The following is a 25838-nucleotide window of genomic DNA, read 5'->3' on the forward strand; positions in this document are numbered from 1 at the left end:
TTTTTACGTCTTCGAATAAAGAATTTGATGACCAAGGGAATAAGCATTGAAATTGTGTATAATGAAAAAAAGAATGCTGTTCTACTGTGGAGGGTCATCATGAGCAAAAAGTTAATCTTAGATGTAGATACTGGCATTGACGACGCGCTTGCTATTGCGTACGCGGTCCATTCGCCGGAATTGGACATACTCGGTATTACAACCACCTTTGGTAATATCTCGGTAGAGGAGGCAACACGTAACTCACTGATTCTGCTGGAAAAACTGGGGGTAGAGGCTCCGGTCGTGTCTGGCGCTCACAAACCGTATGCTCGTGAGCTGTTCAAACCTTATTCCCGGCATATTCACGGCGAAGACGGTATTGGCAATCAGTTGAAAGGAGCACCTTCCCGTCAGGCTGCGTCTGGGAATGCCGCTGATTTTATAATCGGACAGGCTCGTCGCTATGAAGGCAAACTTACCCTGGTAGCTGTGGGACCGCTAACCAATCTTGCGATTGCATTGGATCGCTGTCCCGAATTGCCCCAATTGCTTGACCGCCTGATCATTATGGGCGGCGCGGTCACAGTAAAAGGCAATGTAACTCCGACGGCTGAAGCGAATATTTATGCCGATCCAGAAGCCGCAGCCTATGTGCTGGGAGCGGGCTTTCCGCTTACGCTCGTTGGGCTGGACGTCACGATGCAAACCCTGCTTCCACAGCAGGATGTGGACAAATGGCGTGAGCAAGGGACCGAGCTGGGCGCGTTTATGGCAGATATGACGGACTTTTATATGGAAGCTTATCGCAATTTCAGACCTGGTATTGCAGGCTGTGCTTTGCATGATCCTTTAGCCGTAGGGTTGGCTATTGATTCTAGTTTTGTGGAGACACGTCCAATGCACATTGCCGTTGAGGTGGGCGATTCCGCCGAGGTTGGTCGCACCCGTGAGATGCAAAATGAGAACGAAGCTCAAGCACTGACTACGGTTGATGTGGCACTTAAAGTCGATGCGGAGCGATTTTTGCGTCATTTTCTTAGCCGGGTGGTATAAATTAGCCGGGTGGTATAAAAAAATAATTCAAAGATTGCCGATGAATCTGCATCGGCAATCTTTTGTGCATACATGTTTTAAGGGCTTTCATCTAGAGGTGGACTCACCGCTATAAAAATCCCACATCATGTTATAATATGTACAATTGGATAAAACTGCCAGATTACAGAGGAGGAGATTGATTGTGTTTTCTGCTGCTCGACGACTACCTTTGCTGGAACATATGTATAATCATGCCCCGACAGGAATCGTGATTTTGTCGAGGGAAGGGAAGTGCCTGTACGTCAATCCCGCCTTTTGCAAAATGGTCGGATATGAGCAGGAGGAATTACTGGATATCCGATATTACCATCTCTTATATAAAGAGGCTCAGGATCAGCGAGGGTTGAGGGAGGCTTATGCAGGTTGGCTACAGGCTACGGATCAAGTCTATAAGACAGAGCTACGTTTAAAACATAAAAGGGGAACATCCGTCTGGCTATCGCTGGAATTAACCATATTTGATGATGAGGCTACCGAACAATCTTATTTGATTGCGTATGCAATGGACATCACGGAGAAAAAGGACATGGAGCAGGTGCTTTCGGACAATGAGGATCTGTACATGCTGATTACCGAAAATACGCCGGATGTCATCTCTTACAGCACGGCAGACGGCATACTCCAATATATTTCTCCATCGGTGGAAAAACTCCTAGGCTATACAAAGCAGGAAATGCTCGGCAAAAAGCGGCTCCAATTCTACCATATTGAAGATGCCGATTATATGCGTGTACATGGACTCTTCAAGGAAACAGGCATCATGAAGCGGCGTGTTCGTCATAAGGACGGGCACTATTTGTGGCTGGAAGTATCGTACCGCATTATTCGGGATGAACAGGGCAGAATCAAGCGAGTGCTGTCCATCGGACGCAACATCACAGAGCGCCAGAAGAGCGAGGAGAATTTGGCAAAAGCTCAGCGGTTGGCGATGTTCGGCTCATGGGACTGGGATCTGGTTAACAATGTTATGCATTTCTCCAAGGAATTTCGCAGCATTTTTGGCTATTGTGTCAAGCCGGTTGAAACAAGTATTGACGCCTTCATGGCGGCTGTTCATCCAGAAGATACAGAGCGCATGAAACAGATTATCACCAACGTCATATTGAAGGGAATACACGAAGAGACCTTTTACCGAATTGTATTGCCGAATGGGGAACAAAAAGTGCTGCGTTCAATCTGGGAATCTGAAATGGACGAACATGCAGGCATGCCTGTTCAGGTGGTCGGTATGATTCAGGATGTTACAGAGCACCGGGAAATGGAGCAGCGCCTGCGTGAAAGTGAAAACCGCTATAAGTCACTATTTCAACATAATCCACTCGGGATATGCGCCGTGAATATGGAAGGTCATATCTTGAGCGTGAATCCGAGCTTGGAGGAGCTTACGGGTTATACGAAGGATGAGTTGCTTGGGGCTGACATACTTATCATGGCTTCCTCTGAGGAACAGGACAAAATCAAGCGTCACATGGAGCTGGCCAAGCAGGGTGAGACGCAAACCTATGAATCGGAATTTATACATAAGGAGGGGGAGCGTCTATTCATCAAGATGACGAATATCCCGATTTTCGTGCAAGAGGAAATTGTAGGCTGCTACGGGATTATAGAAAATGTTACTCCTCTTAAAAGCTACATTGCTCAAATTGAGAAGCTCAGTAATGAGCATTCGCTTATTTTGAATGCTGTATCCGAAGGAATTGTGGGTTTAAGTACCGAAGGACATGTCCGCTTTATGAACCCGGCAGCTGTCGAGATGTTCGGCGTAGGATCGGCCAAACCGCTGAATGGCGCATGCATAGACATGATCCGCCATGCTGACGAAATTGGCAGTCATTTTCCGGACGAACAGTCCTCTATTCTTCAAGCGATTCGAAGTGGAGCCTCTTATCAGGCAGAGGAAGCTGTATTTTGGAAAAAAGGCGGGTCCAGCTTTCTGGCCTCCTATCGAATCAGCCCTTTGATGGATAATGGCGAGCGAAAAGGGGCTGTGATGGTTTTTGTAGACAGGACGAATGAAAAGGAGATCATTCGGGCCAAGGAGTCTGCCGAACGCGCCGATCGGGCCAAGTCAGAGTTTCTCTCTGTGATGAGTCATGAGCTCCGTACACCGATGAACGGCATTATAGGCATGGCAGGGTTATTGGCAGATACTGAATTGGATGAGGAGCAGCGTAGCTATATAGACATTATTACCAGCAGCAGCGGTGCTTTAATGCAGATATTGAATGAGATACTGGATTTGAGCAAAATCGAAGCTGGCAAAATGTCTTTGCTGCACGAGTCCTTTGTGCTAGATGATGTGGTGGGCAGTGTGGCTGACCTATTCATGACGCAGGCTATGGAAAAAGGCATTGAGCTGGAATGGCATGTGGATCAGGAAATGCCGGGGATGCTGGTCGGTGATCATGTGCGTATTCGACAGGTGCTGGTAAATTTGGTGAGCAATGCGATCAAATTTACGGAGCGAGGGCGTGTAAATATCTTTGTGGAGAGAAAGGCTTACAGCCGTCGTAAAAATAGATGCCTGATTGAGTTCAGTGTAACGGATACTGGAATCGGTATTCCAGCAGACCGCCAGCATCTATTGTTTCAGCCTTTTTCCCAGCTTCATCCGGCACTGAACCGAAAATATGGAGGGACAGGACTGGGATTATCCATCTGCAAAAACCTGGTCAGTCTGATGGGCGGCTCCATTGGTGTGGATAGTGACGAGGCCAGAGGAGCCACGTTCCGGTTTCAGCTAGATCTTATGCTACCGGAAGGGGAAGCACCTGCGAATATAAGCCGTGACGAGCCTTACGAATCGACGGAATGCTAAAAGAAATAGCCAGCCGTGGTGCTTAACGCATCACGGCTATTTTTATGTTCAAGTGGAGTGTATGAAAGAATGGCACAACACACAACAGTCGATGCTATATTATTGAAATAGATATTTACATATCTAAAATAAGAGATATAATGAGGTTTATGGATACTCTAATGATTTTTAAAGCTTTGTCGAATGATACACGCCTGCAAATTTTGGATTGGTTAAAAAATTCAGATGAAAATTTCGGACCGCAATTGTTTTTACCAACGGATGCTAACTTTAAAGGAGGGATTTGTGTAGGTAGCATTCAGGAAAAAACAGGCTTAGCACAATCTGTTATTTCCAGTTACTTAACGCTCATGAAGAAGGCTGGGCTTTTGGAATCCAGGCGATTTGGACAGTGGACCTATTACCGAAGAAATGAAGAGAATATTTGTAAATTCGCTGAATATATCAAGAATGAAATGTAGGTAGCCACAAAATAATGAACAAAGTTACCTACTTTTTTTTGTATATCATATCTATAAATATAGATTTTAGAATATATAGATTATAAGGTCAAGGAGATGAAAATCGTGAACAGAAACAGTCCATTATTTTTTATTGCACTAGGTATATTTGGCATTATAAATACGGAGCTTGGAGTCGTTGGGATTTTGCCAATGGTCATGGATAAGTATAACGTTACTGCACCACAAGCTGGAATACTGGTCAGTCTTTTTGCACTCACTATTGCCATTTTTGGGCCATGGGTAACTCTGCTATTTTCAAAATGGAATCGTAAATGGTTGCTGATGAGCATCATGATTATTTTTTCCATCTCGAATGTGATATCAGCTTTTGCACCGAACTTTTATACACTTGTCGTATTCCGAATATTCCCCGCCTTTTTTCATCCATTGTATTTCTCCATTGCCTTCGTACTAGCTGTTGCATTATCGAAGAAAGAAGAGGCTGCTAAAGCAAGTGCAAAGGTATTTCTTGGAGTTAGTGTGGGGATGGTATTGGGAGTTCCGCTTACTTCTTATATTGCTGATCAATTCTCTCTTGGCACTTCATTTCTGTTCTCTGCTGTTGTGAATATTATTGCGTGTGTTGGAATAGGGCTCATGGTTCCTTCCAGATTGGAGCAGAAGGAAGTACCTGTCAGGAACCAGCTTAAAATATTGAGAAAACCCACATTGTGGTTGAATATCGGTACGGCATGCTTCATATTTGCTGCGATGTTTTCTGTATATAGTTATTTTGCGGAGTATCTAGGAGAGAAAACGCACATGAGTGGAGAATGGATTAGCACGATGCTTGTGCTTTTCGGGATTAGTGGTGTGGCTGGTAACTGGTACTCGGGAAAGATGTTAAACCATCATATGTTGAAAACGGTGTTGCTTTATCCTGTTGCTTTAGGGGTTTGTTATTTACTGCTTCAATATGTGGGTGCAACTCTTCTTCTCACAAGTGGGATTATTATTGTCTGGGGAGCTGTTCATACGAGTGGATTGATTGTAAGTCAAATTTGGCTTACCTCGGAGGCTCCAGAAGCCCCGGAATTTGCGAATAGCCTGTATGTTTCTTTTTCAAATTTGGGTGTCACCATAGGGACAGCGATGGGAGGCTGGTTTATTTCTCAATTAGGAACAGGGGATGTTGTTTGGAGTGGCCTACTTTTTGTTATATTGTCTCTTGTGTGTATTATCCTTAAATCTATGTTTTTTGGGATACATACGAAGTCAAAAAATATGTAACAAACTTTTGCCGAAATCATTACAGGTTAACGTTGATTTCAAGACCAGCTTTCTGAGTTGGTCTTTTTTTCTGTAAGAAATCCCCAAATAAATGATTGACAAACTGTTCTAACTGTATTATTAATAATAGTACAGTTAGAACAGCTGAAAGGATGCAGATGAATCTGATCAAGTCTTGAAAGGAGGAAGTCCATGTTCGAGCTGGATATCCGCAGTCGTAAGCCGATCTACGAACAGTTAATAGAGAAGGTAAAGGAAATGATCGTATACGGATCGCTTCAGCCGGATGAGCAATTGCCTTCTGTACGGGTTTTATCCGCTCAGCTTACGGTGAATCCCAATACGATTCAGAAGGCGTATCGAGAGCTGGAACGCGAAGGATACATCTATTCCGTCCAAGGCAAGGGCAGCTTTGTCACCCCTGCCGAGCATCAGCCGCAGCAAATGAAGCGGGATGAGATTCGGGCGGCGCTGTTGAAGCAGATGATCGAAGCTGTCCATTTCGGTTTTACGCAGCAGGAAGTGGACGCCTTATACGTGGAAGCTACGCAATTGAAGGAAAGGGGGATGTCCCTTGATTGAATTAAGGGAAGTCACAAAAACATTTACAGAAGAAAAGGCTGTCGATCAGCTCGCCCTTAAGGTGAAGAAAGGCTCTATTTTTGGACTTTTGGGCTCGAACGGGGCAGGGAAAACAACACTGCTCAAAATCATTGCCGGGATTTACCGACCCGATGCTGGCAAGGTGCTAATCAGTGGACAGCCGGTGTATGAGCAGCCTGAAGTTAAGCAGCACATTCTGTTTTTGCCGGATACCCCCTATTTTTTTCCGCAAGCGACAATTCGTCAGATGGCCAGGTTTTACCGCTCCATTTATCCAACTTGGAGTGAGGAACGCTACACACAGCTTACCGAGATTTTCAAGCTAGATCCTAAACGAAAGCTTCACCGTTTTTCCAAGGGGATGAAGCGTCAGGCCGCTTTTTTGCTTGCCTTGAGCTGCATGCCAGAGCTGCTGATTCTGGATGAGCCGATCGACGGACTGGACCCTGTGATGCGGCGGATGATCAAAAATCTCTTGTTCCAAGAAACCGCAGCACGTGAGATGACTGTCGTGATCTCGTCTCATAATTTGCGTGAGATTGAAGACATGTGTGATCATGTCGGCATTATGCACCAAGGGCGGATGCTGTTGGAAAAAGAGGTCGACGACCTCAAATCCGATACGCATAAGGTGCAGGTTGCTTTTCGGGACAGCATGCATGAGGAAGCCGTCTGTGGACAACTTTCGGTTGTACATAAGGAGCGGAGGGGCAGTGTTCTGCTGCTTATAATCCGGGGTGAGCGAGAGCGGATTGCAGAGACGATTGAAGCGTATGAGCCGCATGTGCTCGATTTGCTGCCGTTGACGCTTGAAGAAATTTTCATTTATGAAATGGAGGACGCAGGTTATGACATCCAACCGATTCTTCTGTAGCGGCGGCGTAATTCGCCAATGCCTGAGACAGCATGGCTGGATCGGTCTATTGTACTTGGCAGGATTGCTATTTACAGTACTGCTGCCATTGTTTATGAGCATTGGTGATGAACAACCACGAGTGGTTTTAAAAAGCTTGTTCGATAGCACAAGCTCAGGTAATGAATTGCAAAAATTAATTTTAGTGACCGTACCGGTGCTGGCAGGTGTGATGCTGCTTCGTTTTATTCAGCGACAGGGGCCATCCGATTTGTATCATAGCCTGCCTTTGCGTAGAGAGCATCTATTAACGGCACATTTAATTAGCGGTCTTATTCTTTTACTTGTACCTGTATGGCTGACTGCGGGAGTAACTGCCTGGGTTAACACGTCAGTCGAACTGCCTTATATTTTTCATATCCATGATATTGGTTCATGGGCACTGGTCGTATCCGTCCTTACGATTTTCTTTTTTACCTTTACCGTGTTTGTAGGTATTTGTGTGGGACAATCGTTGCTACAGACCGTAGTAGTGTATGTTTTATTGCTATTGCCTCAGTTTCTATTCATGATGATGGGGCGTTTTCTGGAGCGTAATTTATACGGATATGTGCGGGTGCAAGAAACCATTGTCCAATATATTAACGGTTCGGAGTTTCGCAGCAATAATAATATTTGGGAAAACTTATCGCCGTTTGTACGCATTATGGACAATTTGCCGAATCGCGCCTTTTCTTACATGGAGCTGCTTGCCTATATAGGTATCTCCCTGCTGTTTGTCGCCTTGAGTTATGGTTTGTATCGTAAACGCTTAGTCGAGAAGGCGACTCAGGCAATGGCTTTCTCTTTCTTTCAACCTTTGTTCAAAGCAGGGGTTATACTATGCGCTATGCTTGTACTAGGCGATTATTTTTATAATGCAGGTACAAGAGGAGCTAATTGGTCGATTTTTGGGTATGCACTTGGAGCTATTTTAGGTTATATCATTGTAGAGATGGTCATCCGCAAAACGTGGCAAATTGTGCGCGTTCGCGCTTTGATAGAAATGGTCGTTTACGGTGTGATCATGGGGCTAGTACTATATATCCCGATTTCAGGTTGGTTGGGTTATGAGGGACGGATTCCAACAGCACACTCCGTAGAAAAAGTTTATGTGGGGCAAGAGGAGCCTCTAGGGGGAGATGCACAAACAGAAGCTTATTACTCCCAAGACAGGGCTTATATCGCCTCTGTGCTAAATTTACATCGTGAACTTGTACGTGCACATGCAGCTGGCGAGAAAACGTTGTCCAAAAACCTGGCCGTCGAATCGGCAGTCATAGTCTACCGTCTGGATGATGGTTCCACCATGACTCGCCGCTATACATTCCCTGAGAAGCCCTTCCGGACAGAACTGACTAAAGTGATGGAAGCAGAGCCTTACAAAACGGTGAGGTACAAGTTGGATAAGCTGCAAGGAAAAGCAGAGACGATTAATATCCAATCCGTAGATGATAATGAAAGACGAGTGGTTTTAACCAATCCCAAAGAAGCACGTGAATTTGAAGATATACTCAGAGAAGAAGTATTAAATATGAGTTATAGCGAAATGCAATCACATCGATATCCCCTAGGGAGTATTTCTATTACAAACAAAGAGTCATCCTTTACCAATAACGAACCGAGCTGGAAGCGTGAAATTTCATTTGATTGGCCGGCTTCATATCACAAGCTTACAGGTTGGCTAGAGCAAAAGGGGTATGCGGATAAGGTGATCATTGATGCCAAGGATATTTTTTCGATACGGGCTGTTCCTATTATTACTGAAGAGCTTGAACCTTATCAACCCAATCAGTATATTGAAGACTATAAGCTATTTAAAAGCATCCAACAGAAGCATAAAGCAATAACGATTGAAGACCCGAAGCTGTGGAGCACTGTACTGGAAAAGCGTAGATCTAATAGCTATACTCCAAATATGACGAAAGGCACTTACCTGGTTCAGGTCAAGATCAAACCTTTATTTAGTTCAGATCCCCATACACGCTATTACTATTTTACTCCGAACGATATGACACCGGAGCTTGCCAAGGCATTACCAGCAGTTCCTTAAGCTCTTACGAAGGACAGTATCTGGTTTGGATAGCATATGGACGGAGGTAGATGAACATGGGATGGTTCGGACACGACATATAACAACCTTATCGACGGGTAAGAGCTCCTCCACATTAGGGCTGACATAATAAAGGCACAGAGAGATACAACGTAGAACATACAGAGAGAAGAGTTCAATTATGTCCAGTTCAATGGTGGAGGAGCAAAAATAATATGAAATATACAGAAGATCGTGAATTTCTACAGTTCTTGGAGCATCATAAGCAGTCATTTTCTGGATGGGATTTTTCATTCATCTCGGATACAGGACGTGTGGCGAGCGAGCCATTGGACTGGTCTTATGTCAGCAAAGCTATGAAGTTTATTCATTCATCCAAGGCGATGCTGGATATGGGAACAGGCGGGGGAGAGCTATTATCTCGGCTAGGCCCTTTTCCAGAGATCGTATGTGCGACAGAAGCATATGCACCGAATGTTCCTATCGCCAAGGAAAGGTTGGAGCCGCTGGGTGTGCGCGTTATGGCTATACAGGATGACGATTCCCTTCCGTTTGGCGATGCCGGGTTCGACCTCGTGCTGAATAAGCATGAGTCATTTTCGCCAACGGAGGTACGGCGTATTTTGCGACCAGGTGGGACGTTTTTGACTCAACAGGTAGGGGGCCTGGATTGTGCGGGCATCAACGACCGTTTGGGAGCACCTAATTACGAGTATGCGGACTGGACCCTTTCTCAAGCACTTGCAGGTTTGAAAAGCAATGGCTTCGAAATCGTAGAGCAGCAGGAGCAGTTTCCGATACAGCGTTTTTACGATATTGGAGCACTTGTCTACTATTTAAAAGCCATTGAATGGCAGATTGCAGATTTTCAGCCAGAGAAATATATAGAACAGCTGTATGGTCTGTATTTGGATATTCAACGTGATGGGTATTGGGACGTGAAGCAGCACCGTTTTTTGATCCATGCCAGAGCAATATAAAGAAGATTCGATGACAAAAAGGCCTTTCCCGTAGGGGAGGCCTTTTTTGCCATACTCAGCTTGAGTAATTCATCGCTGGGATGATCGGATAAGGACATTTTTATCCTCCTCTCGTATACTAATCTTTACCATAATTGTACAATGAAGAAGCAATGGCTTACAGTTTCATTTCATTCATTAGATATAGGGGGATGTACATGTCTGATCCAAAGGGAGTTATAACCAAGCCGGAAAAGGACGAGTCTGTGCGGATAGCATGGTTTTGGCCATGGCTGGGCGGTACGTTTATGTTTGGATTGTTTTCAGTCATGTTTAATGTAGTTTGGAGTATGGTTGTGGCACCCCAAGTGCAGCTTCTACTGAGGCATGAAGGTGTGACGGATACAACTGTGATTGTAATACTGCTTCTATATGCATGGATTATCGGTCTCATCTTTGCAGCTTATGGTGCCTTGAGTGCGCGTATGTCCAGCATGGGCAAGCTTTCGCTGATGATGACCGGGCTATTATCATTATTATGTGGACTGTGGTTGTGGATTGTAGGCATACAAGGGTCTGGTGGCCAACCTGCTGAAGTGTGGGGAGGGGCGTGGGAGCTCTTTTCACTCTATCACGCTTGGGCGGAGCCTGTGTTAGAGGTATTGGGGCCATATACACAGCATGGTGAAGTTTGGTTTCTACTGGCAGCACTGCTGCCGATAGCTGGCATGGTAGTAGGAGTTGGGGTGAATCGTTATCCAGCGCTAACCGACAAGAATGGTAAGGTGGATCATAGATGGCAATGGATTGTTGCCGCGATATCTGCTGCGCTCGTCATTGTGCTGACGATTACACTGATGCTTCCTCAACGCCCGTACATTGCAGAGAGGGATTTTCCGGTAGTAGACGGGGCTACGGCGGCCATTCCTTTTGCGCAGGATATGCTGCATGAACTGACCGGAATGAGCAAGGCGCGAGCGGCGCATGAACTGAGATTCAACACGACCCATCAGGCATATGTCAATTTGATTGAAAAGAAGGCGGATCTGATTCTGGTGGCTGGTCCTTCCGATGAGGAACTGCGTCTGGCAAAAAGCCGGGGAATTCAAATGAAGCTCACACCCATTGGGTGGGATGCGTTTATTTTTCTCGTACATCAAGACAATCCGGTTGACGGACTTTCTTCGGAGCAGGTTCGTCGCATATATGAAGGGGCTATCCACAATTGGAATGAAGTAGGGGGCAAGGATCAGCCGATCATTGCTTACCAGCGAGAAGAAAATTCAGGCAGTCAGACATACATGCAAAAGAAAGTGATGGCAGGCCATGAGATGGCTGACCCGCCACGTGAACTACAAATTGGCATTATGGGTGGTATGATTAATGCAGTCGCAGATTTTAACAAGGATCACAACGCGCTCGGATATTCATTTTATTATTTTGCAAATGTGATGCATAATCGTCAAGAGGTCAAATTTTTGTCTATTGATGGAGTGAAGCCGAACAAAGAGCACATCCGCTCGAAGCAATATCCATTCACAGCTCAACTGTTTGTAGTCACACGGGAAGGCGAGAAACCAAGCCCTTCGATGCAACGATTACTCGAATGGCTGCAAAGTGAAGAAGGAACTCGGGCCATCGAAAAAGGCGGCTTTGTTCCTGTAAACTCGTAATCCTGTAACGCTGGTTTGCATTCAGTCCATTCCGTATATTCACCTTAAGAGTGAAACGAAGACAGCAGGGTAATACATAGAATATACATGGCTGTGAATACAATACCCGCACAGCCATGTATATCACCAACATAAGGGGATGAACGAAAATGAAGAAAAAAACATCGGTCTGGGTGCTTTTACTCGCCGTAGCCATAGTGACAGCGGGGTGTGAAACAGGCTCACAAACAAGTTCGCAAACAGGACAAACGGCTCAAAATGAGCAAAAGGGTGCCGTCTCGGCACAAGCGAATGGTTCGGGAGCGACTGTAGATACACCGAAAACAGGAGGACAAGCAACCACAGACACTACTATAGCGAAAGTCCGCATGGACAATATTACCGCGTTGCGTTTGATCGACGGCCAATCCGGCTGGATCGGCGGAAATGGCTGGATTGCCCGAACGGACGCGGCTGCATCCGGTTCAGTCGGATCGACGTGGAATGTGCAATATCAGGGCCAAGGTACGGTTCAGCAGATTTTTGCCTTGAACGGGCAGCAAGGCTGGGCTGTTATGGCAGACAGCGGATCGCTGCTGGCCACTCGCGATGGCGGCAAACGCTGGGAGGTTGTCGGGACTGTACCTGAGCAAGGGCAAACGGGCTTTTTACACTTTGTATCATCCAAGGAAGGGTTCAGTGGCAAGCAATATACGAAGGATGGCGGGCAAAGCTGGTCTTCGCTCCCCGTGCCCGGCCACTTGGTAGGACAGCCATATTACCATGATCGGCAAAACGGCTGGGCAGTTACGCAGGACACAGACCGTTCGTTTCAAATTTTACACACTGTTGACGGGGGCCAAAAGTGGACTACTGTCATGTCACGCACAACGGAGGCGCCTCTAAATGGAGCCATTATTCGTTCGGTAGAACGCGGCAACGCATGGATCGAGCTGGTTGGAGATACGGGGATGAATCAGACGTCGTATTCGCTTTGGCATACTGCCGATAGTGGACAAAGCTGGCGTGCTGTGCTGGCGAATACCACTGCTGGTGGCGGTCCGGCACCAGGTATTAGCCAGCAAGACAACCAGGTTCCCAAAAATGAAGGGGCTGCACCTGGTATGCTCTATGCGATTAATAGCAGTAGCGCATGGATGGGCGGTTACTGCGCACCGTGCGACAAGCCCAATACCATCGGCTGGACGACTGACGGCGGCAAGACGTGGAATAATGGCAAGCAAGGTTTTGACGGTTATGGTGGTCAGCAAATCGGGATGGCCAATGCCAAGGAAGGCTGGGCTATTTTCTCAGATTCAGAGCAGGCCCCAGTCATGTATACTACCTCAGATGGTGGACAGCATTGGACGCAGAGCCATGTATTTGACAAGCCTGTGGCATCAGGCTCCTAAGGAGGGAATGGCATATGAGCCAACATAAGAAAAGTGTGATTACCTGGACTGACGGTCGTGAAGTGCCGCTCATCGGGCAGGGCACGTGGCATATGGGTGAAAAAGCGTCACTCCGGCAGGAAGAGGTTCGCGCGCTTCAACTTGGCTTGGAGCTGGGCATGACGCTGGTGGACACGGCTGAAATGTATGCGGAGGGCGGCGCAGAAAAGATCGTCGGAGAGGCCATTCGGGGTCGCCGGGACGATGTCTATCTTGTTAGCAAGGCGTATCCTCATCATGCGGACCGTCAAGGACTGGCTCAAGCGTGCGAAGCGAGCCTAACCCGAATGGGAACGGAGTACGTGGACATGTATTTGTTGCATTGGCGTGGGAATATTCCGCTGGAAGAGACGATACAAGGCATGGAAAAACTGCGTGAGCAGGGCAAAATTCGTAGCTGGGGAGTGTCCAATCTGGACAAGTCCGACATGGAGGAGCTATGGAGCATAAGTGGAGGCGAAGCCTGCGCTGTCAACCAAGTGCTGTATCACGCGGCTTCGCGGGGCATCGAATATGATCTGCTACCTTGGAGCCGTACGCATGGGGTGCCTGTGATGGCCTATTGCCCGATTGCCCAAGGTGGCCGCCTGCGACGGGGGCTGCTGGAGCATCCCGTTATGATAGACATTGCTGCTAGCCACGAGGTAACTCCATCCCAAATTGCACTTGCGTGGGTCATACGGGACGGTGATGTCTGGGCAATTCCGAAGGCGGTGCAGGAACCGCACGTACGAGAAAATGCAGCGGCAGCAAGTATTCGGCTCACTCCTGAACAACTTCAACAAATAGACGAAGCTTTTCCTCCGCCAACGCGGAAGCAGCCGCTGGATATGATTTGAGGAAGGAGGAGCCCATGACAGAGCGAGAGATAGAACTGCATGAGGTAGATGATCATCTGGATTATGGATTATCCGTTGTATTCATCGGCTTTAATCCCAGCTTGAAATCAGGCGAGGTAGGACATCATTATGCGAACCCGCGCAACCGATTTTGGCGCATACTGGAGGGAGCAGGCTTGACACCTCGCTTGTACGATCCATCGGAAGATCGGGAGCTGCTGAAGCTGGGCTTCGGCTTTACGAACATTGTTTCCCGTCCCACGAGGGGAGTAGAGGATATTGCACGCGAGGAATACGCCGAAGGACGTCTGAAGCTGTATGCGAAGCTACAGGAATACCGTCCGAAGGTTGCTTGCTTTGTCGGCAAAGGCGTGTACACCGAATACAGTAAAAAATCCAAAGTAAATTGGGGATTTCAGCCTGAACCGCTCATTCCTGAGATGTATGAATTTGTGGCACCTTCGTCTAGCGGACTGGTGCGCATGTCGCTGGAAGAAATCACAGGTATTTATCGCCATCTCCAAACGTTCCTTTCGTCAGAAATCGTCTGAAATGCAGTAAGTACGGTGGATACAGCTAGCACAAAAAGAACCACACGCTTCAGTCCCTGCTGGGAAGAGCGTGTGGTTCTTTGAGCTGTTTCTATTCTATTGTAAGGCTTTTGCCTGCCATGCCTGTTCCACGGGAACATAAGGATATCCCAAATCACGTGCGACGGCTGCGTAGGTAATATGTCCGTTCAGGACATTGGTGCCGCTAAGCAGCGGCTTGCTTCTGCGAAGCGCCTCCTGCACACCCAGATCTGCGAGCTGGAGAGCAAAGGGGAGCGTCGCGTTCGTCAATGCGAGCGTCGAGGTTTGCGGTACCGCGCCCGGCATGTTTGCTACCGCATAGTGAATGACGCCATGCTTCACATAGGTAGGCTGATCGTGTGTGGTGATGTGGTCAATCGTCTCGACTATGCCGCCCTGGTCGATGGCGACATCCACAATCACAGAGCCGGGCTGCATCGTCTGTACCATGGCTTCCGTTACGAGCCGCGGAGCTTTGGCACCAGTGATCAGGACAGCACCGATCAGCAAATCACTTTGCGCCACGGCTTCAGCAATGTTGGACGGGGTGGACACCAGTGTATGGAGCTGATTGCCAAAAATATCATCCAGCTGGCGCAGTCTTTGCAGGCTCAGGTCGATTAGTGTCACATCTGCCCCGAGACCGATGGCGACCTTGGCAGCATTGGTGCCGACCACCCCTCCGCCAATAATGGTCACTTTACCGCGTTTGACCCCCGGTACCCCTGCCAGCAGGATGCCCTTGCCACCCTTTGGTTTTTCCAGCAGTTGTGCTCCAATTTGTACAGCCATTCGACCAGCAACCTCACTCATCGGAGTAAGCAGCGGGAGGCTGCCTTCAACATCGAGCGTCTCATAGGAAATGGCGGCTACGCCGTTGTCTGTTAAAGCGCGGGCCAGTGCTGGCTCGGCAGCCAAATGCAGATAGGTGAACAAAATCAACCCTGGTCGAAAATACCCGTATTCTGAGGGGAGAGGCTCTTTTACCTTGATAATCAGATCCGCCTGGGACCACACGTCCGCAGCTTGCTGCACAAGAGTCGCACCCGCAGTGGCATAATCTCCATCCGTAAATCCGCTTTCAACACCTGCACGGCTTTCCACAAATACGTGATGTCCGTGTTGAATCATTTGAGCTGCACCTGCTGGCGTTAGAGCGACACGATTTTCATTGTTTTTAATCTCTTTCGGAACCCCAATTTTCATTTCATTCACCTCTCCTAAAAATAATTGTTAAGAAAATTACACTATCATTTTTGCGCAGCCCTGCCGATTAGTTACATGGACTCAAGCCGATAAATGCAATTCATGTTAGATTAGGTACAGTTTACAAGGGGTGAAGCTCCTTGACATCATACATTTTGTCGGATTATCTGACTTAAAGGCTCGACTTTTTGATGAATATATGTCATATAAAATGACATAAAGACATAGACATAAGGAGAATGCCGATGAACGGTAAAAAAACATTTACCATTGCGGATGTGCTAGAACGTCCCGTTTTCCGGCGGGCGAAGCTGGCGGCGGGGGAACAGGGCGTACATCGCCGTGTGGGTTGGGTCCATGTGCTAGAAATCACAAATGTTTCTCCGTTTGTGAGCCGTCATGACTTGATTTTGACGACCGGCCTGTGGCTCACCCGGAAGGGGGAAGAGCGTGCCGAGTATATGCAGCAACTGATCCGCTCGGAAGCCGCAGGATTGTGTGTGGAGCTGGGCACGAGCATTCATGAAATCCCCTCTGAAATTCTGGAGTTGGCGGAACGACATCACTTCCCGGTCATCGTATTTGAGCAGCCAGTGCGTTTTGTTGAAATTACACAAGATATTCATTCCCTACTTATTAACCGACATCATGAACTTCTAAAAGATCTAGAGCGATTTTCACGTCAGCTTCAGCAGGAAACCTTACGCAGCACTGATATGAACGCCCTTTTGCGTGTGCTTCATGACTATGCAGCCCGGCAGGTCATCTACATGTCTTCCATTGAAACCAATCGATTCGTACCTTCCGTCCAGCCGGATCTAGCAGACCGTATTGCAGATTTTTATGCCAATGAAGTGGAATCTAGTATGACCGCCGATCGGGAGGGGCATCTGCTGTTTCACCTGAATGAATCCACTGCCGTCTTGTTCCAGCCCGTTGTATGCTTCGGTCAGGTGTTTTCCGCAGTAGGTTTGGTGCTGCATAGTGAAATGCCGACGGAAGAAATGTCACTGCTACTCGATTACACTGCCAAGGCAGCCGCTACATTGGTGCTGAGAACACAGTTTCTTGAAGACCGGTTGCTGCGTAATCAAAATGAATTGATTCAGGATGTGCTGAGCGGACAGCTTCCCAGTGAAGAACAGGCTCAGACCCGGATGGGCCTGCGATTGTTATCGAAGGGGCAGTATTTATTTTGGGCAGGGGTCATTGAGGTAGAACATCAGGACAAGGATGCCAGTCAGGTACGCAAGGAATCCATCAATCAGGATGTGCTAGTGCTGCTTCGTTCATTGTTGAAAAAGGAAACGTTGCACAACCTGCTGATGATGAAGGGAAGTCAATGCTACATCCTTTGTGCCAAGGAGGAATTAACACTGCGTTCCGCAGCGCAAATGAAAAAAGTGCTTGCCCATACAGTTCAATATATTCAGAACTATGCCGCAGGACAGCTTGATAAGGTGCGCATTCATGCAGGCTTTGGTAAAGTGAGGCATCGCATGACGGGGACGGACCGCAGTTTTGAAGAGGCATATGAGGTCATTGAAGTGGCACGAAGCGTCCCAGTCATGAAGGATCGGTTATTTTACGACAGCATAGGAATCTATCAGTTGTTGAAGGCGGTGCCCCGCATTCCTTTTCTACAAGAATTCGTAGAGGACCATTTGGGCGAGCTGATTGCGCATGATCGTGAGCACCATATGCAGCTTCTGGATACACTGGATGCCTATTTTCAATCCCATGGCTCCAAGCGTGATACCGCCGGAATTTTGTACATTCACAGACAGACCCTTTATAATCGGCTGGATAAAATTAATGAAATCATAGAGGGAAATCTGGCAGACCCTGACAAACGTCGTTGCCTGGAGATGGCACTACTGGCTTACCGGATGCTTCAGGCTGAAAATTGATCCTAAATAACTAGTTCTATTTTCCATTCTACTCATTTACAATGCGTGTTAACACTGAGATAATAGAAGAGATTACGGAAATATCTTGAAAGGGGATTAATATGAATATAAAAAAATGGATCGCCGTCCCTCTTATTCTGTTGATGGTAGCTTTGACAGGTTGCCAGGCAGTAGGTGGATTTGATGTAAGTAAAAATTTATTGGGAACACTTGATGTGAAATCCCAGCAGACAACGGAGAAAATCTCTCTTAAATTGACTCCCAGAGAAGGAATCACGCAAGGAGATAAAGAAATCGTAGATTTGATTAATTCGATTTCCGTCACTGTGGATGAAGCCAAAGTACAATCGGAGGAACTTGTCTCTGCCAAAGGTACATTGCACATCGATAAGTATAATTTGCCGTTTGAACTTGCTTTAGACCGCCAAGGTTTGGCTATTCAACTGGAAGGTGCCAAAAAACCTTATTACATATCTTTGAACTCGCAAGAGAGTTTGAGCGGTCTGCCTGCTGGATTTGATCCGTATGTATATTCCAAAGACGTGAGAGAGCTGACGAAAACAGCCGCTGCACTTATGCTCAAGCATGCGCCTAACCCTTCGACCATTTCTGCAACGTCTGTAACCGAGGAAGTATACGGTGAAAAAGACAAAGTGAAACTGACCCATCTGCATGCTGAACTTCGTGGTGATGAGCTGGTAACATTGGTAAAACCGTTCCTGGCGAATCTGGCCAAGGATGAAGCAGGCTTGAAAGAGCTGATCGGGCAAGCCATTGATATGACGAAGACAATCGCTTCCGGCATGAATATTGAAGGTAGTGATAAAGTAACAGCGGAACTGAGTGCCAACAAAGAAAAAATGGTCAATGAGGCTTATACCGAAGTTAAAAAGTATTTGGATCTAGCTGTTGATCAGTATGATGTAGGAGTTAGCACCATGTATACAGAGTCCCCTGAAATCAAAACGGTTCTGAGTGCTAACACGGTTTTGAAAAGCGACATGTATTTTGATGAAAAAGGAAATGTTCGCAAAGCGGCAACAGACCTGACGGTTGCTTTGCCAGATGTGGATGGTCTTCCGGTGAAGTCCTTCACAATTCTGACCGAAACTCAATCTTGGAACGTCAATGGTAGTGTGACGGCTGATAAAGTGGATATTTCTAACGGTGTTATTGACTTGAATAAACAAGCTGAATTAACTCCGGGAGCGACGCTGCGCAATTTTGAAGCGAATTCTCCGATCTATAACATTTTAAAAAATGATTTGGAAATTACAAAAGTAGAAACAACTTTCGATCCTAAAGACGATTACTACGTCTTGGAGAATCGTGGTGGTACTGCCTTTATTCCATTGCGTGAACTGACGAGCGAACTGAGCTCCGAGTTAAAATGGGATGCAGCTGCCAAACAGACTACTGTAATTGATGATATTACAGGTAAGACGATTAAGCTGAAAAGTGGCTCCAAACAGGCTGTATTGGAAGGAAGCACATTGACGCTGCCACAAGCTCCATATACGGATGAATATGGCACATTGTATGTTCCTTTCAAATCAGTTGCCGAGGCGCTTGGCGCCACAGTAACTCGTAACAGTGATGGAGAATATGTACTGAAACGCGACTAAAAAGAAATTCAAGGAACCGGCCCAATTAGGGGCTGGTTCTTTTTTAGTTATATTGATAAAATGCTCAGTAAAGCGATTAAAATAAGCGCTTACAAATTTTAAAAGTGCCATACTTTTATACAGGGAAAATTGAGATAATGATAGTATCATTCCAGCATAGTAAAACACATACAATTAGGGGGATATACAATGAAAGATATGGAACTATTGAATTCCAGAAAGGGGCAAATGGTGCTTGCCCGAATGTATGGTCAACAGCAAATTTCTGAGCAAACGACTCGATATGAATCACTTATACAGGCGTATCGGGAGCATTTTGGTGTAGGGGACATTGAACTGTTTAGTGCTCCGGGACGCTGCGAAATTGGCGGAAATCATACAGACCACAATCACGGGAAAGTGCTAGCAGGCAGTATTACCCTTGATACCATCGCTGTAGCTGCTAAAGTGGAGGAGTCTGTAATTACATTCTTTTCTGAAGGCTATAAGACGAAGTACGTCATCGATTTAACCGACTTGTCGCCAAAACCGGAGGATGACAGTACGATGCTTCTGGTCCGTGGTATTGCCGCTGGTCTACTTGAATTCGGATACCGTATCGGGGGATTCCAAGCTTATATATCAAGCAATGTGTTCTCTGCTTCAGGTTTAAGCTCTTCCGCTTCTTTTGAAATGTTGATATGTACGATATTAAATCATTTTTATAACGAGGGAGCGTTAGATGCTGTTGCTAAATCCAAAATTGGTCAGTATGCGGAAAATGGCTATTGGAACAAGCCGTCGGGACTGCTCGATCAGATGGCTTGTGCGTATGGCGGCTTGATTTCCATTGACTTTGAAAATCCCAAGGAACCGATCATAAATCCTGTTCATTGGAATTTTGAACAAAACGGATATTCCCTCGTTATTGTCAATACAGGCGGAAATCATGCTGATTTAACGGATGATTATGCGGCGGTGCCCAACGAAATGTTTACAGTGGCTCAGTCTTTAGACGCTTCGGTTTGCCGTGACTTATTGCCAGAGGATCTATATGCCAACCTTAAAATGGTCAGGGAAAAAGCAGGAGACCGTGCAGTACTGCGGGCGTTGCATTTTTTTGAAGAAAATAGACGTGTGGATGAACAGGTGAAATCACTGGAGGAGGGGCGCTTTACTGATTTCCTGAGGCTCGTTACCGAATCTGGTAATTCCTCATGGAAATGGCTCCAAAACGTATATAGAAGTGGGATTGCGCGGGAACAAGACGTATCGGTTGCACTGGCTTTAACTGAAATGTATTTAAAATCAATAGATAACAGCGCATGCAGGGTACATGGTGGTGGCTTCGCTGGTGTCATCTTGACGATTCTTCCGAATGATCATGTGGATGATTATAAGGAGTGGATCAGCGGAATGCTGGGAACTCCGGTACTTGTTGTCAACGTCCGTGAGGATGGTGCCGTTAATGTTAGTGCTTTGATCAATGTTGAACGGACTCATTGCGAGTCTACAAACTAGTCAGTCAGTAGAAGACTTTAACCCATGGGTTAAAGTCTTCGTCCTTTTTATCGCCGATACAGCTGAGGTTTGCGTTATAATAAAGAGATGATAGTTTTAATGAAGGAGGGCCTGTCATGGCTATATACCCGTCCTGGTCCTATTCGCAATCGAGGGCTCAAACGTTCGATGAATGCTAACGCAAATACTATTATCATTATTACGGCTCGCATAATGGCTGGAATTCGGCGCAGGGCACTGAAGAGCAAGTTACGTTGTACCGGCTTAAGCAACTGAGCAACTTATATATTTTATTCGGGAATATCACGCATCAAATGTGTGAATCAGTCATACGTGGATGGATGGAAAAAGGGGCTATCCCGCGCACAGCATACCTCGAGACAGCGATGAAGAACATGTTGAATGACAGCTATAAGGAATCGCTGCACCGTGAGCTATGGCTACAAGATCCGAAAAATCGCGTCATGCTGGCGGAGGTTTATTACGACGACGAGGTGCTTCCGGAACGGATCGCCCTTATTAAGGAGCGGCAGCACGCGGTGATACACAATTTGTACCGTACTGCGGTTTGGCGTGAACTGCAACAGGGAAAGGCCCGAATTGTCGAAGTGGAGAAGTGGGATACGATGCTCCTTCATGAGACGAAAGTGTATGTCAAAATGGATTTGCTCTACCGTAGAGACAATGGAGACATGGTCATCGTGGATTGGAAAACAGGCAAGGAAGGCGATTTTTCCGACCAACTTTTTTTGTATGCTTCCTACGTGCAGGAGCACTATCAGCTTCCTTTGGAGAAGATTGAGGTACGTGTGGAGTATTTGATGACAGGAGAGCATGAGGTATATCGTCCCGCGCAAGAGGATATCGACAAAGTGGTTGGTAATGTCGGCCGATACATCGATGAAATGAAGTCCTGTCTCGATGACGATTACTATAACCGCCCCAAGCCCGAGTCTTTCTTCACTCCGATGCCTTCACGCAGAGCGTGCGGAGGCTGTAATTTTCGTGAGGTGTGTAAGTACCGAGCGGTGTGAAATGACTTGATCGCCTTTGCCCCCGGATTCCTACCATACTTAAAGCTAGTGAATCCGGCCATATGGCAAATCTATAATTCTTCTATATTTTGAAACCGCTTTATAATTTAGAAGATGCGAGGTATGATAAGGGTATTATTGGAAAATGCGAAGGAGGAAGTTAGGAAGATGACGAGTACAGAACACGCACGTATTCTTTTTCAGGGAGATTCTATAACAGACGGAGGAAGGGGACGAAATGAGGACGCGAACCATTGGCTGGGTCAGAGCTATGTGTATCTGATCGCAGGTGCATTGGGGAGCCGTTTGACTACCACGCAGCCAGAATTTGTGAACCGGGGAATTTCGGGGGATCGAGTTTCGGATTTGTATGCACGCTGGAATGAGGACATGTTTAGCCTGAAGCCAGACCTGCTCAGTATTCTAATCGGAGTGAACGACGCCTGGCGGATCGTGGAGCAGGAGCCGTCCGGAGTGACGGACCGATTTGAACGAGCGTATCGCCACCTTCTGGAAGAAACGCGTGAAGTGATGCCCGATATCGGGCTGGTGTTGTGTGAACCGTTTATTTTGAAAACGGGAGCTACCGAGGCGCGATGGGATATTTGGCAAGAAAAAATAACGGGATATCAGCGTATTGTACGTCAGCTTGCAGACGAATATGGCGCCGTATTTGTGCCGCTCCAGAGCATGTTGAACGAAGCCGCTACCCAGGCGGACGCCTCCTATTGGCTGCATGACGGGGTTCATCCGACAGCGGTTGGGCATCAGTTGATAGCTGATCAATGGATAGATATCGTACAAAAGAGTCCGCTGGCGATTCGCTAACAGGGTCATGCATAGTCTACTCCTTGTCATTTTTGGGTAATACACGATTATGGACATCATTACTTATGTTATGGTTCCATCCAAAAATGAATGTCAAAGGGGGTGCTTCTTGCTTCGTTATGAACGGAGTAAGAGAGGGCTATGGAAACGATAAATATCATTCTGGTTATATTACTTATCGCATTAACTGCTTTTTTTGTGGCCTCGGAGTATTCCATCATTCGTGTGCGGGTATCTCGCATCAATCAATTGGCCTCTGAAGGCAACAAAAATGCGAAAGCTGTTAAAAACATTCTGTCTCGGTTGGACGAGTATTTATCTGCTTGTCAGCTCGGAACCACATTAACCTCAATGGCGTTAGGCTGGCTAGGGGAATCTACTGTTGAACATCTGCTACATCCCCTGTTTGTGTTGGCTCATATTCCGGCTGGTCTGACGGGAGTGCTCTCCTTTTTGCTGGCTTTTCTGATCTTGACCTATTTCGAGGTGGTCATTGGGGAGCTGGTACCGAAAACATTCGCCATACAGATTGCTGAACCAATGGCATTGTTTTTTGCCCGTCCGATCACGATATTTTATAAAATGACCTATCCCCTGAATTGGGTGCTCAGTCGTTCATCGCGTGTCATTACGGGTCTCTTCGGGCTCAAAAAGGTATCTGAAGAAGATGCAGCACTCAGTGAAGCTGAGCTTCGTTTGGCGTTATCTGAGGGCTTTCGTAGTGGTGAAATTACACCGACAGAATATCGATATCTGAACAATGTATTTGATTTTGACGACCGTGCAGCGCAGGAGATTATGGTACCGCGCATCCACATCCGTTCCATCTCCCACCAGGCAACAGTGGCCGAGTTTATGGAGCTGATCGAGGACAAAGTTTATAATTTTCTACCTGTAGCTGAACATGGAGACCGGGATCGTATTATCGGGATGATTCGCGTCAAGGAAGCCCTGCATGATTTGGCACGTGGGCATAGCACAGGGAATACGACGATGGCTTCTTATATTCACCCGGTGCTTCAGGTTATTGAGACGGTTCAGGCTCGGGATCTACTGGTTCAGATGCAAAAGCGACGCATTCCAGTAGCGGTGCTGGTGGACGAATATGGTGGAACATCTGGACTTGTCACACTGGAGGATATTATGGAGGAGATTGTTGGAGACATTCCTTCCTATACCGACACCGAAACCCCCGCAGCGTTAACTCCACTCATTACAAAAAAAGATGATCATCGCTACATACTCAAATCACAGGCGCTCATTCATGAGGTCAATCGGCGCTTGGAGACGGATATTGAGGCCGGGGACGTATATACGATTGGTGGATGGATGCTTTCAGAGCGTTTTGATATCCAGCAAGGAGACAAGCTGACCATGGGTTTATGGGAGTTTACTGTACTGGAAAAAAACAGTCACCAAATAGACACAATTGAGGCGATTAAGAAAGTAACCGTTGAACAGAAAAATGACAATGATTTTTAATAATGGAAAATGACTTTGTGAAGCAACAGCTCGCTTAAAATGTGAAGAATGGCCTGTAAAGCTTGTAGCAGCGCGATTCGTCCATTTTAAGATGCAAGCTGCTGCCTGGTAACAGTAGTTAGGGTAGGGGACTTAAAACTCTGTATCTTTATGCTCATAAATATATCTGTCTATGAAAAATACTACTAGAAATGTAGCAATTTTATGGTAAAATGGAATCAAATTTGAGTTTTTTGGGGTGGGCTACAGTACATGAAGATGTCACTAGGTACGAAAATGGTTACTGCATTTGTCTCAATTTCTGCAATAACCTATGGAACAAGCGCTTTTTTTATTTTTGTACTCAAGGACTGGCTTGCTCAAGGTACACAAGAATGGGTGTACACTTCGATCATTCTGTTATTGGGTGTCCTGTGGAGTGGCATTTTGGGCTGGTTGATCTCAAAATTACTCACACGGCCAATTGTTAGGTTGGCAAAGGCGGCAGAGGAAGCTTCGGCGGGGAACCTGTCTGTTGTAATTCCTGAACGTCGTTCGGAGGATGAAATCAAAGTCCTGTATGATGCATTTCGGCATATGATGCTGAACATTAAAGATATGTTCAATGAGATCTCGTATAGCACCAGAACAACTTCGCAAAGTGCGGAAAATCTGAGCTTGGCTATTGTGCAGGCTACTACACAAATTGAGTCCATGTCTTCGGTGGTAGAAGATATATTGAATGGCGTAGAGCAGCAAAAGCAAGCATCTGCCCAATCTATTAAAACAGCAGACCGAATGCTGGGCGATTTTAAGATGATGCGTAGCAAATCGGGGCATATGCTGGAACTGTCAGGCCATATGGAGCATTCAGTAGATTCGACGCAGGCTGTATTTTCATCCCTGATGGATGGAATGGGAGAGCTGACAGCATCACATGGTCGTTCGCAGCAGGTGATTGCACGACTGGAAAAAGAAGCTTCCCAAATTGAAGCGATTACAAGCACCGTGAAGGATATTGCCGAACAGACCCATCTGCTGGCGTTGAATGCTTCTATAGAAGCGGCGCGTGCGGGAGAAGAAGGGAACGGATTTGCTGTAGTGGCTCACCAAATTCGCGCACTTGCCGCCCAAAGTACGGAGTCTGTGCAGGAAATTAATGCCATCGTTAGCCGTGTGCAGTCGCAAATCGTAGAGACAGTGCAATTGATGCATCAGCAGACGTCGTTGGTCAGTGCTGAGGCGGAACGGACAAGCTCTGTGGATCAGACGCTGAACCGTTTGAACGCTATTGTACGTGAATTTGTCGAGAGCATCCGCTTAATGGAAGAAGCCGTGACGGAGCAGACGAATCGGGTAGATCAAACCTTTGAGCAGATCCATCGTATTCAGCAAATGTCAGGGGCCTTCTCTGAAGGAGCTCACAAAATTTATACAGCTGCTCATGAGGAGACAGCAATTATGCAGGAAATTTCGTCTTCTTCCGAGGATTTGAAAGTGCTTACGAATAAACTCATGATGAAAACACGTGGAATGCAACTATAACAGAACCCTCATGTGAGGCATGATATATACATCAAACAAAATATAGCCGCTATACACCGGAAAACGCAGCAAAATGGTTC

At 46.5% G+C, this 25838-nt stretch carries 19 protein-coding genes and 1 pseudogene; 19 read left to right on the forward strand and 1 reads right to left on the reverse strand.

Annotated elements, in window-relative coordinates:
• Window positions 1–99 precede the first annotated feature (99 nt).
• The 12 genes from T3H97_RS05240 to T3H97_RS05295 all read left to right on the forward strand — a co-directional run bounded on the left by T3H97_RS05240 (window position 100) and on the right by T3H97_RS05295 (window position 14628).
• Window positions 100–1035, forward strand: coding sequence for a nucleoside hydrolase (locus T3H97_RS05240; protein WP_328801901.1), 936 nt, complete (start codon window positions 100–102; stop codon window positions 1033–1035).
• Window positions 1036–1219: 184 nt separating this feature from the next.
• Complete coding sequence (locus T3H97_RS05245; RefSeq protein ID WP_328801902.1) at window positions 1220–3895, forward strand: PAS domain S-box protein; 2676 nt, start codon at window positions 1220–1222, stop codon at window positions 3893–3895.
• Between the two features lie 149 nt (window positions 3896–4044).
• Window positions 4045–4356, forward strand: a complete 312-nt coding sequence (locus tag T3H97_RS05250) for an ArsR/SmtB family transcription factor (RefSeq protein WP_149096077.1) — start codon at window positions 4045–4047, stop codon at window positions 4354–4356.
• A 105-nt stretch (window positions 4357–4461) separates the two neighbouring features.
• On the forward strand, window positions 4462–5628 hold the full coding sequence (locus T3H97_RS05255) for an MFS transporter (protein ID WP_442955635.1): 1167 nt from the start codon (window positions 4462–4464) through the stop codon (window positions 5626–5628).
• 192 nt (window positions 5629–5820) lie between these two features.
• A complete protein-coding gene (locus T3H97_RS05260) occupies window positions 5821–6210 on the forward strand; it encodes a GntR family transcriptional regulator (RefSeq protein ID WP_103049011.1) in 390 nt (129 codons plus the stop codon).
• Window positions 6203–7105, forward strand: coding sequence for an ABC transporter ATP-binding protein (locus T3H97_RS05265; RefSeq protein WP_103049010.1), 903 nt, complete (start codon window positions 6203–6205; stop codon window positions 7103–7105). The genes T3H97_RS05260 and T3H97_RS05265 overlap by 8 nt, the downstream gene beginning before the upstream one ends.
• Window positions 7080–9176, forward strand: coding sequence for a DUF6449 domain-containing protein (locus tag T3H97_RS05270; protein ID WP_103049009.1), 2097 nt, complete (start codon window positions 7080–7082; stop codon window positions 9174–9176). The genes T3H97_RS05265 and T3H97_RS05270 overlap by 26 nt, the downstream gene beginning before the upstream one ends.
• A 215-nt stretch (window positions 9177–9391) precedes the next feature.
• Entirely contained in the window at window positions 9392–10156 is a 765-nt protein-coding gene (locus tag T3H97_RS05275; protein WP_328801904.1) for a class I SAM-dependent methyltransferase, read from the forward strand.
• A 197-nt stretch (window positions 10157–10353) separates the two neighbouring features.
• Window positions 10354–11808, forward strand: coding sequence for a PstS family phosphate ABC transporter substrate-binding protein (locus tag T3H97_RS05280; RefSeq protein ID WP_328801905.1), 1455 nt, complete (start codon window positions 10354–10356; stop codon window positions 11806–11808).
• 149 nt (window positions 11809–11957) lie between these two features.
• Window positions 11958–13199 carry a beta propeller repeat protein gene (locus T3H97_RS05285; RefSeq protein WP_328801906.1) on the forward strand — a complete coding sequence of 414 codons (1242 nt, stop codon included), beginning with the start codon at window positions 11958–11960 and terminating at the stop codon, window positions 13197–13199.
• Window positions 13200–13213: 14 nt separating this feature from the next.
• Entirely contained in the window at window positions 13214–14077 is an 864-nt protein-coding gene (locus T3H97_RS05290) for an aldo/keto reductase (RefSeq protein ID WP_328801907.1), read from the forward strand.
• Window positions 14078–14091: 14 nt separating this feature from the next.
• On the forward strand, window positions 14092–14628 hold the full coding sequence (locus T3H97_RS05295) for a mismatch-specific DNA-glycosylase (RefSeq protein ID WP_103049004.1): 537 nt from the start codon (window positions 14092–14094) through the stop codon (window positions 14626–14628).
• Between the two features lie 96 nt (window positions 14629–14724).
• Here T3H97_RS05295 and ald read toward each other — a convergent pair whose 3' ends face one another.
• Window positions 14725–15855, reverse strand: coding sequence for an alanine dehydrogenase (gene ald / locus T3H97_RS05300; RefSeq protein ID WP_103049003.1), 1131 nt, complete (start codon window positions 15853–15855; stop codon window positions 14725–14727).
• Between the two features lie 245 nt (window positions 15856–16100).
• Here ald and T3H97_RS05305 point away from each other — a divergent pair, with 245 nt between their 5' ends.
• From T3H97_RS05305 to T3H97_RS05335, 7 genes and pseudogenes are all read left to right on the forward strand, one after another.
• The gene (locus tag T3H97_RS05305; RefSeq protein ID WP_134903092.1) at window positions 16101–17765 is read left to right on the forward strand and encodes a PucR family transcriptional regulator; all 1665 of its coding nucleotides are present in this window, start codon (window positions 16101–16103) and stop codon (window positions 17763–17765) included.
• 101 nt (window positions 17766–17866) lie between these two features.
• Window positions 17867–19390, forward strand: coding sequence for a copper amine oxidase N-terminal domain-containing protein (locus tag T3H97_RS05310; RefSeq protein ID WP_328801908.1), 1524 nt, complete (start codon window positions 17867–17869; stop codon window positions 19388–19390).
• A 189-nt stretch (window positions 19391–19579) separates the two neighbouring features.
• Window positions 19580–20890, forward strand: coding sequence for a galactokinase (locus tag T3H97_RS05315; RefSeq protein ID WP_328801909.1), 1311 nt, complete (start codon window positions 19580–19582; stop codon window positions 20888–20890).
• Window positions 20891–21006: 116 nt separating this feature from the next.
• Window positions 21007–21924 (forward strand): annotated as a pseudogene (locus T3H97_RS05320) (PD-(D/E)XK nuclease family protein).
• Between the two features lie 168 nt (window positions 21925–22092).
• Complete coding sequence (locus T3H97_RS05325) at window positions 22093–22752, forward strand: SGNH/GDSL hydrolase family protein (protein ID WP_328801910.1); 660 nt, start codon at window positions 22093–22095, stop codon at window positions 22750–22752.
• A gap of 141 nt (window positions 22753–22893) precedes the next feature.
• Entirely contained in the window at window positions 22894–24234 is a 1341-nt protein-coding gene (locus T3H97_RS05330; RefSeq protein ID WP_103048997.1) for a hemolysin family protein, read from the forward strand.
• Window positions 24235–24486: 252 nt separating this feature from the next.
• Window positions 24487–25758: a methyl-accepting chemotaxis protein gene (locus T3H97_RS05335; protein ID WP_103048996.1), complete on the forward strand. Its 1272-nt coding sequence runs from the start codon at window positions 24487–24489 to the stop codon at window positions 25756–25758.
• Window positions 25759–25838 lie beyond the last annotated feature (80 nt).

The organism is Paenibacillus sp. LX16, assembly GCF_036252815.1.
Lineage (GTDB): Bacteria > Bacillota > Bacilli > Paenibacillales > Paenibacillaceae > Paenibacillus > Paenibacillus polymyxa_B.

Bases quoted from the DNA above. Each gene is read 5' to 3' on its own strand.
- T3H97_RS05325 (WP_328801910.1), top strand. From the start codon at position 22,093: ATGACGAGTACAGAACACGCACGTATTCTTTTTCAGGGAGATTCTATA.
- T3H97_RS05270 (WP_103049009.1), top strand. From the start codon at position 7,080: ATGACATCCAACCGATTCTTCTGTAGCGGCGGCGTAATTCGCCAATGC.
- T3H97_RS05285 (WP_328801906.1), top strand. From the start codon at position 11,958: ATGAAGAAAAAAACATCGGTCTGGGTGCTTTTACTCGCCGTAGCCATA.
- T3H97_RS05330 (WP_103048997.1), top strand. From the start codon at position 22,894: ATGGAAACGATAAATATCATTCTGGTTATATTACTTATCGCATTAACT.
- T3H97_RS05240 (WP_328801901.1), top strand. From the start codon at position 100: ATGAGCAAAAAGTTAATCTTAGATGTAGATACTGGCATTGACGACGCG.
- T3H97_RS05275 (WP_328801904.1), top strand. From the start codon at position 9,392: ATGAAATATACAGAAGATCGTGAATTTCTACAGTTCTTGGAGCATCAT.
- ald (WP_103049003.1), bottom strand. From the start codon at position 15,855: ATGAAAATTGGGGTTCCGAAAGAGATTAAAAACAATGAAAATCGTGTC.
- T3H97_RS05305 (WP_134903092.1), top strand. From the start codon at position 16,101: ATGAACGGTAAAAAAACATTTACCATTGCGGATGTGCTAGAACGTCCC.
- T3H97_RS05335 (WP_103048996.1), top strand. From the start codon at position 24,487: ATGAAGATGTCACTAGGTACGAAAATGGTTACTGCATTTGTCTCAATT.
- T3H97_RS05310 (WP_328801908.1), top strand. From the start codon at position 17,867: ATGAATATAAAAAAATGGATCGCCGTCCCTCTTATTCTGTTGATGGTA.
- T3H97_RS05250 (WP_149096077.1), top strand. From the start codon at position 4,045: ATGGATACTCTAATGATTTTTAAAGCTTTGTCGAATGATACACGCCTG.
- T3H97_RS05290 (WP_328801907.1), top strand. From the start codon at position 13,214: ATGAGCCAACATAAGAAAAGTGTGATTACCTGGACTGACGGTCGTGAA.
- T3H97_RS05280 (WP_328801905.1), top strand. From the start codon at position 10,354: ATGTCTGATCCAAAGGGAGTTATAACCAAGCCGGAAAAGGACGAGTCT.
- T3H97_RS05295 (WP_103049004.1), top strand. From the start codon at position 14,092: ATGACAGAGCGAGAGATAGAACTGCATGAGGTAGATGATCATCTGGAT.
- T3H97_RS05260 (WP_103049011.1), top strand. From the start codon at position 5,821: ATGTTCGAGCTGGATATCCGCAGTCGTAAGCCGATCTACGAACAGTTA.
- T3H97_RS05315 (WP_328801909.1), top strand. From the start codon at position 19,580: ATGAAAGATATGGAACTATTGAATTCCAGAAAGGGGCAAATGGTGCTT.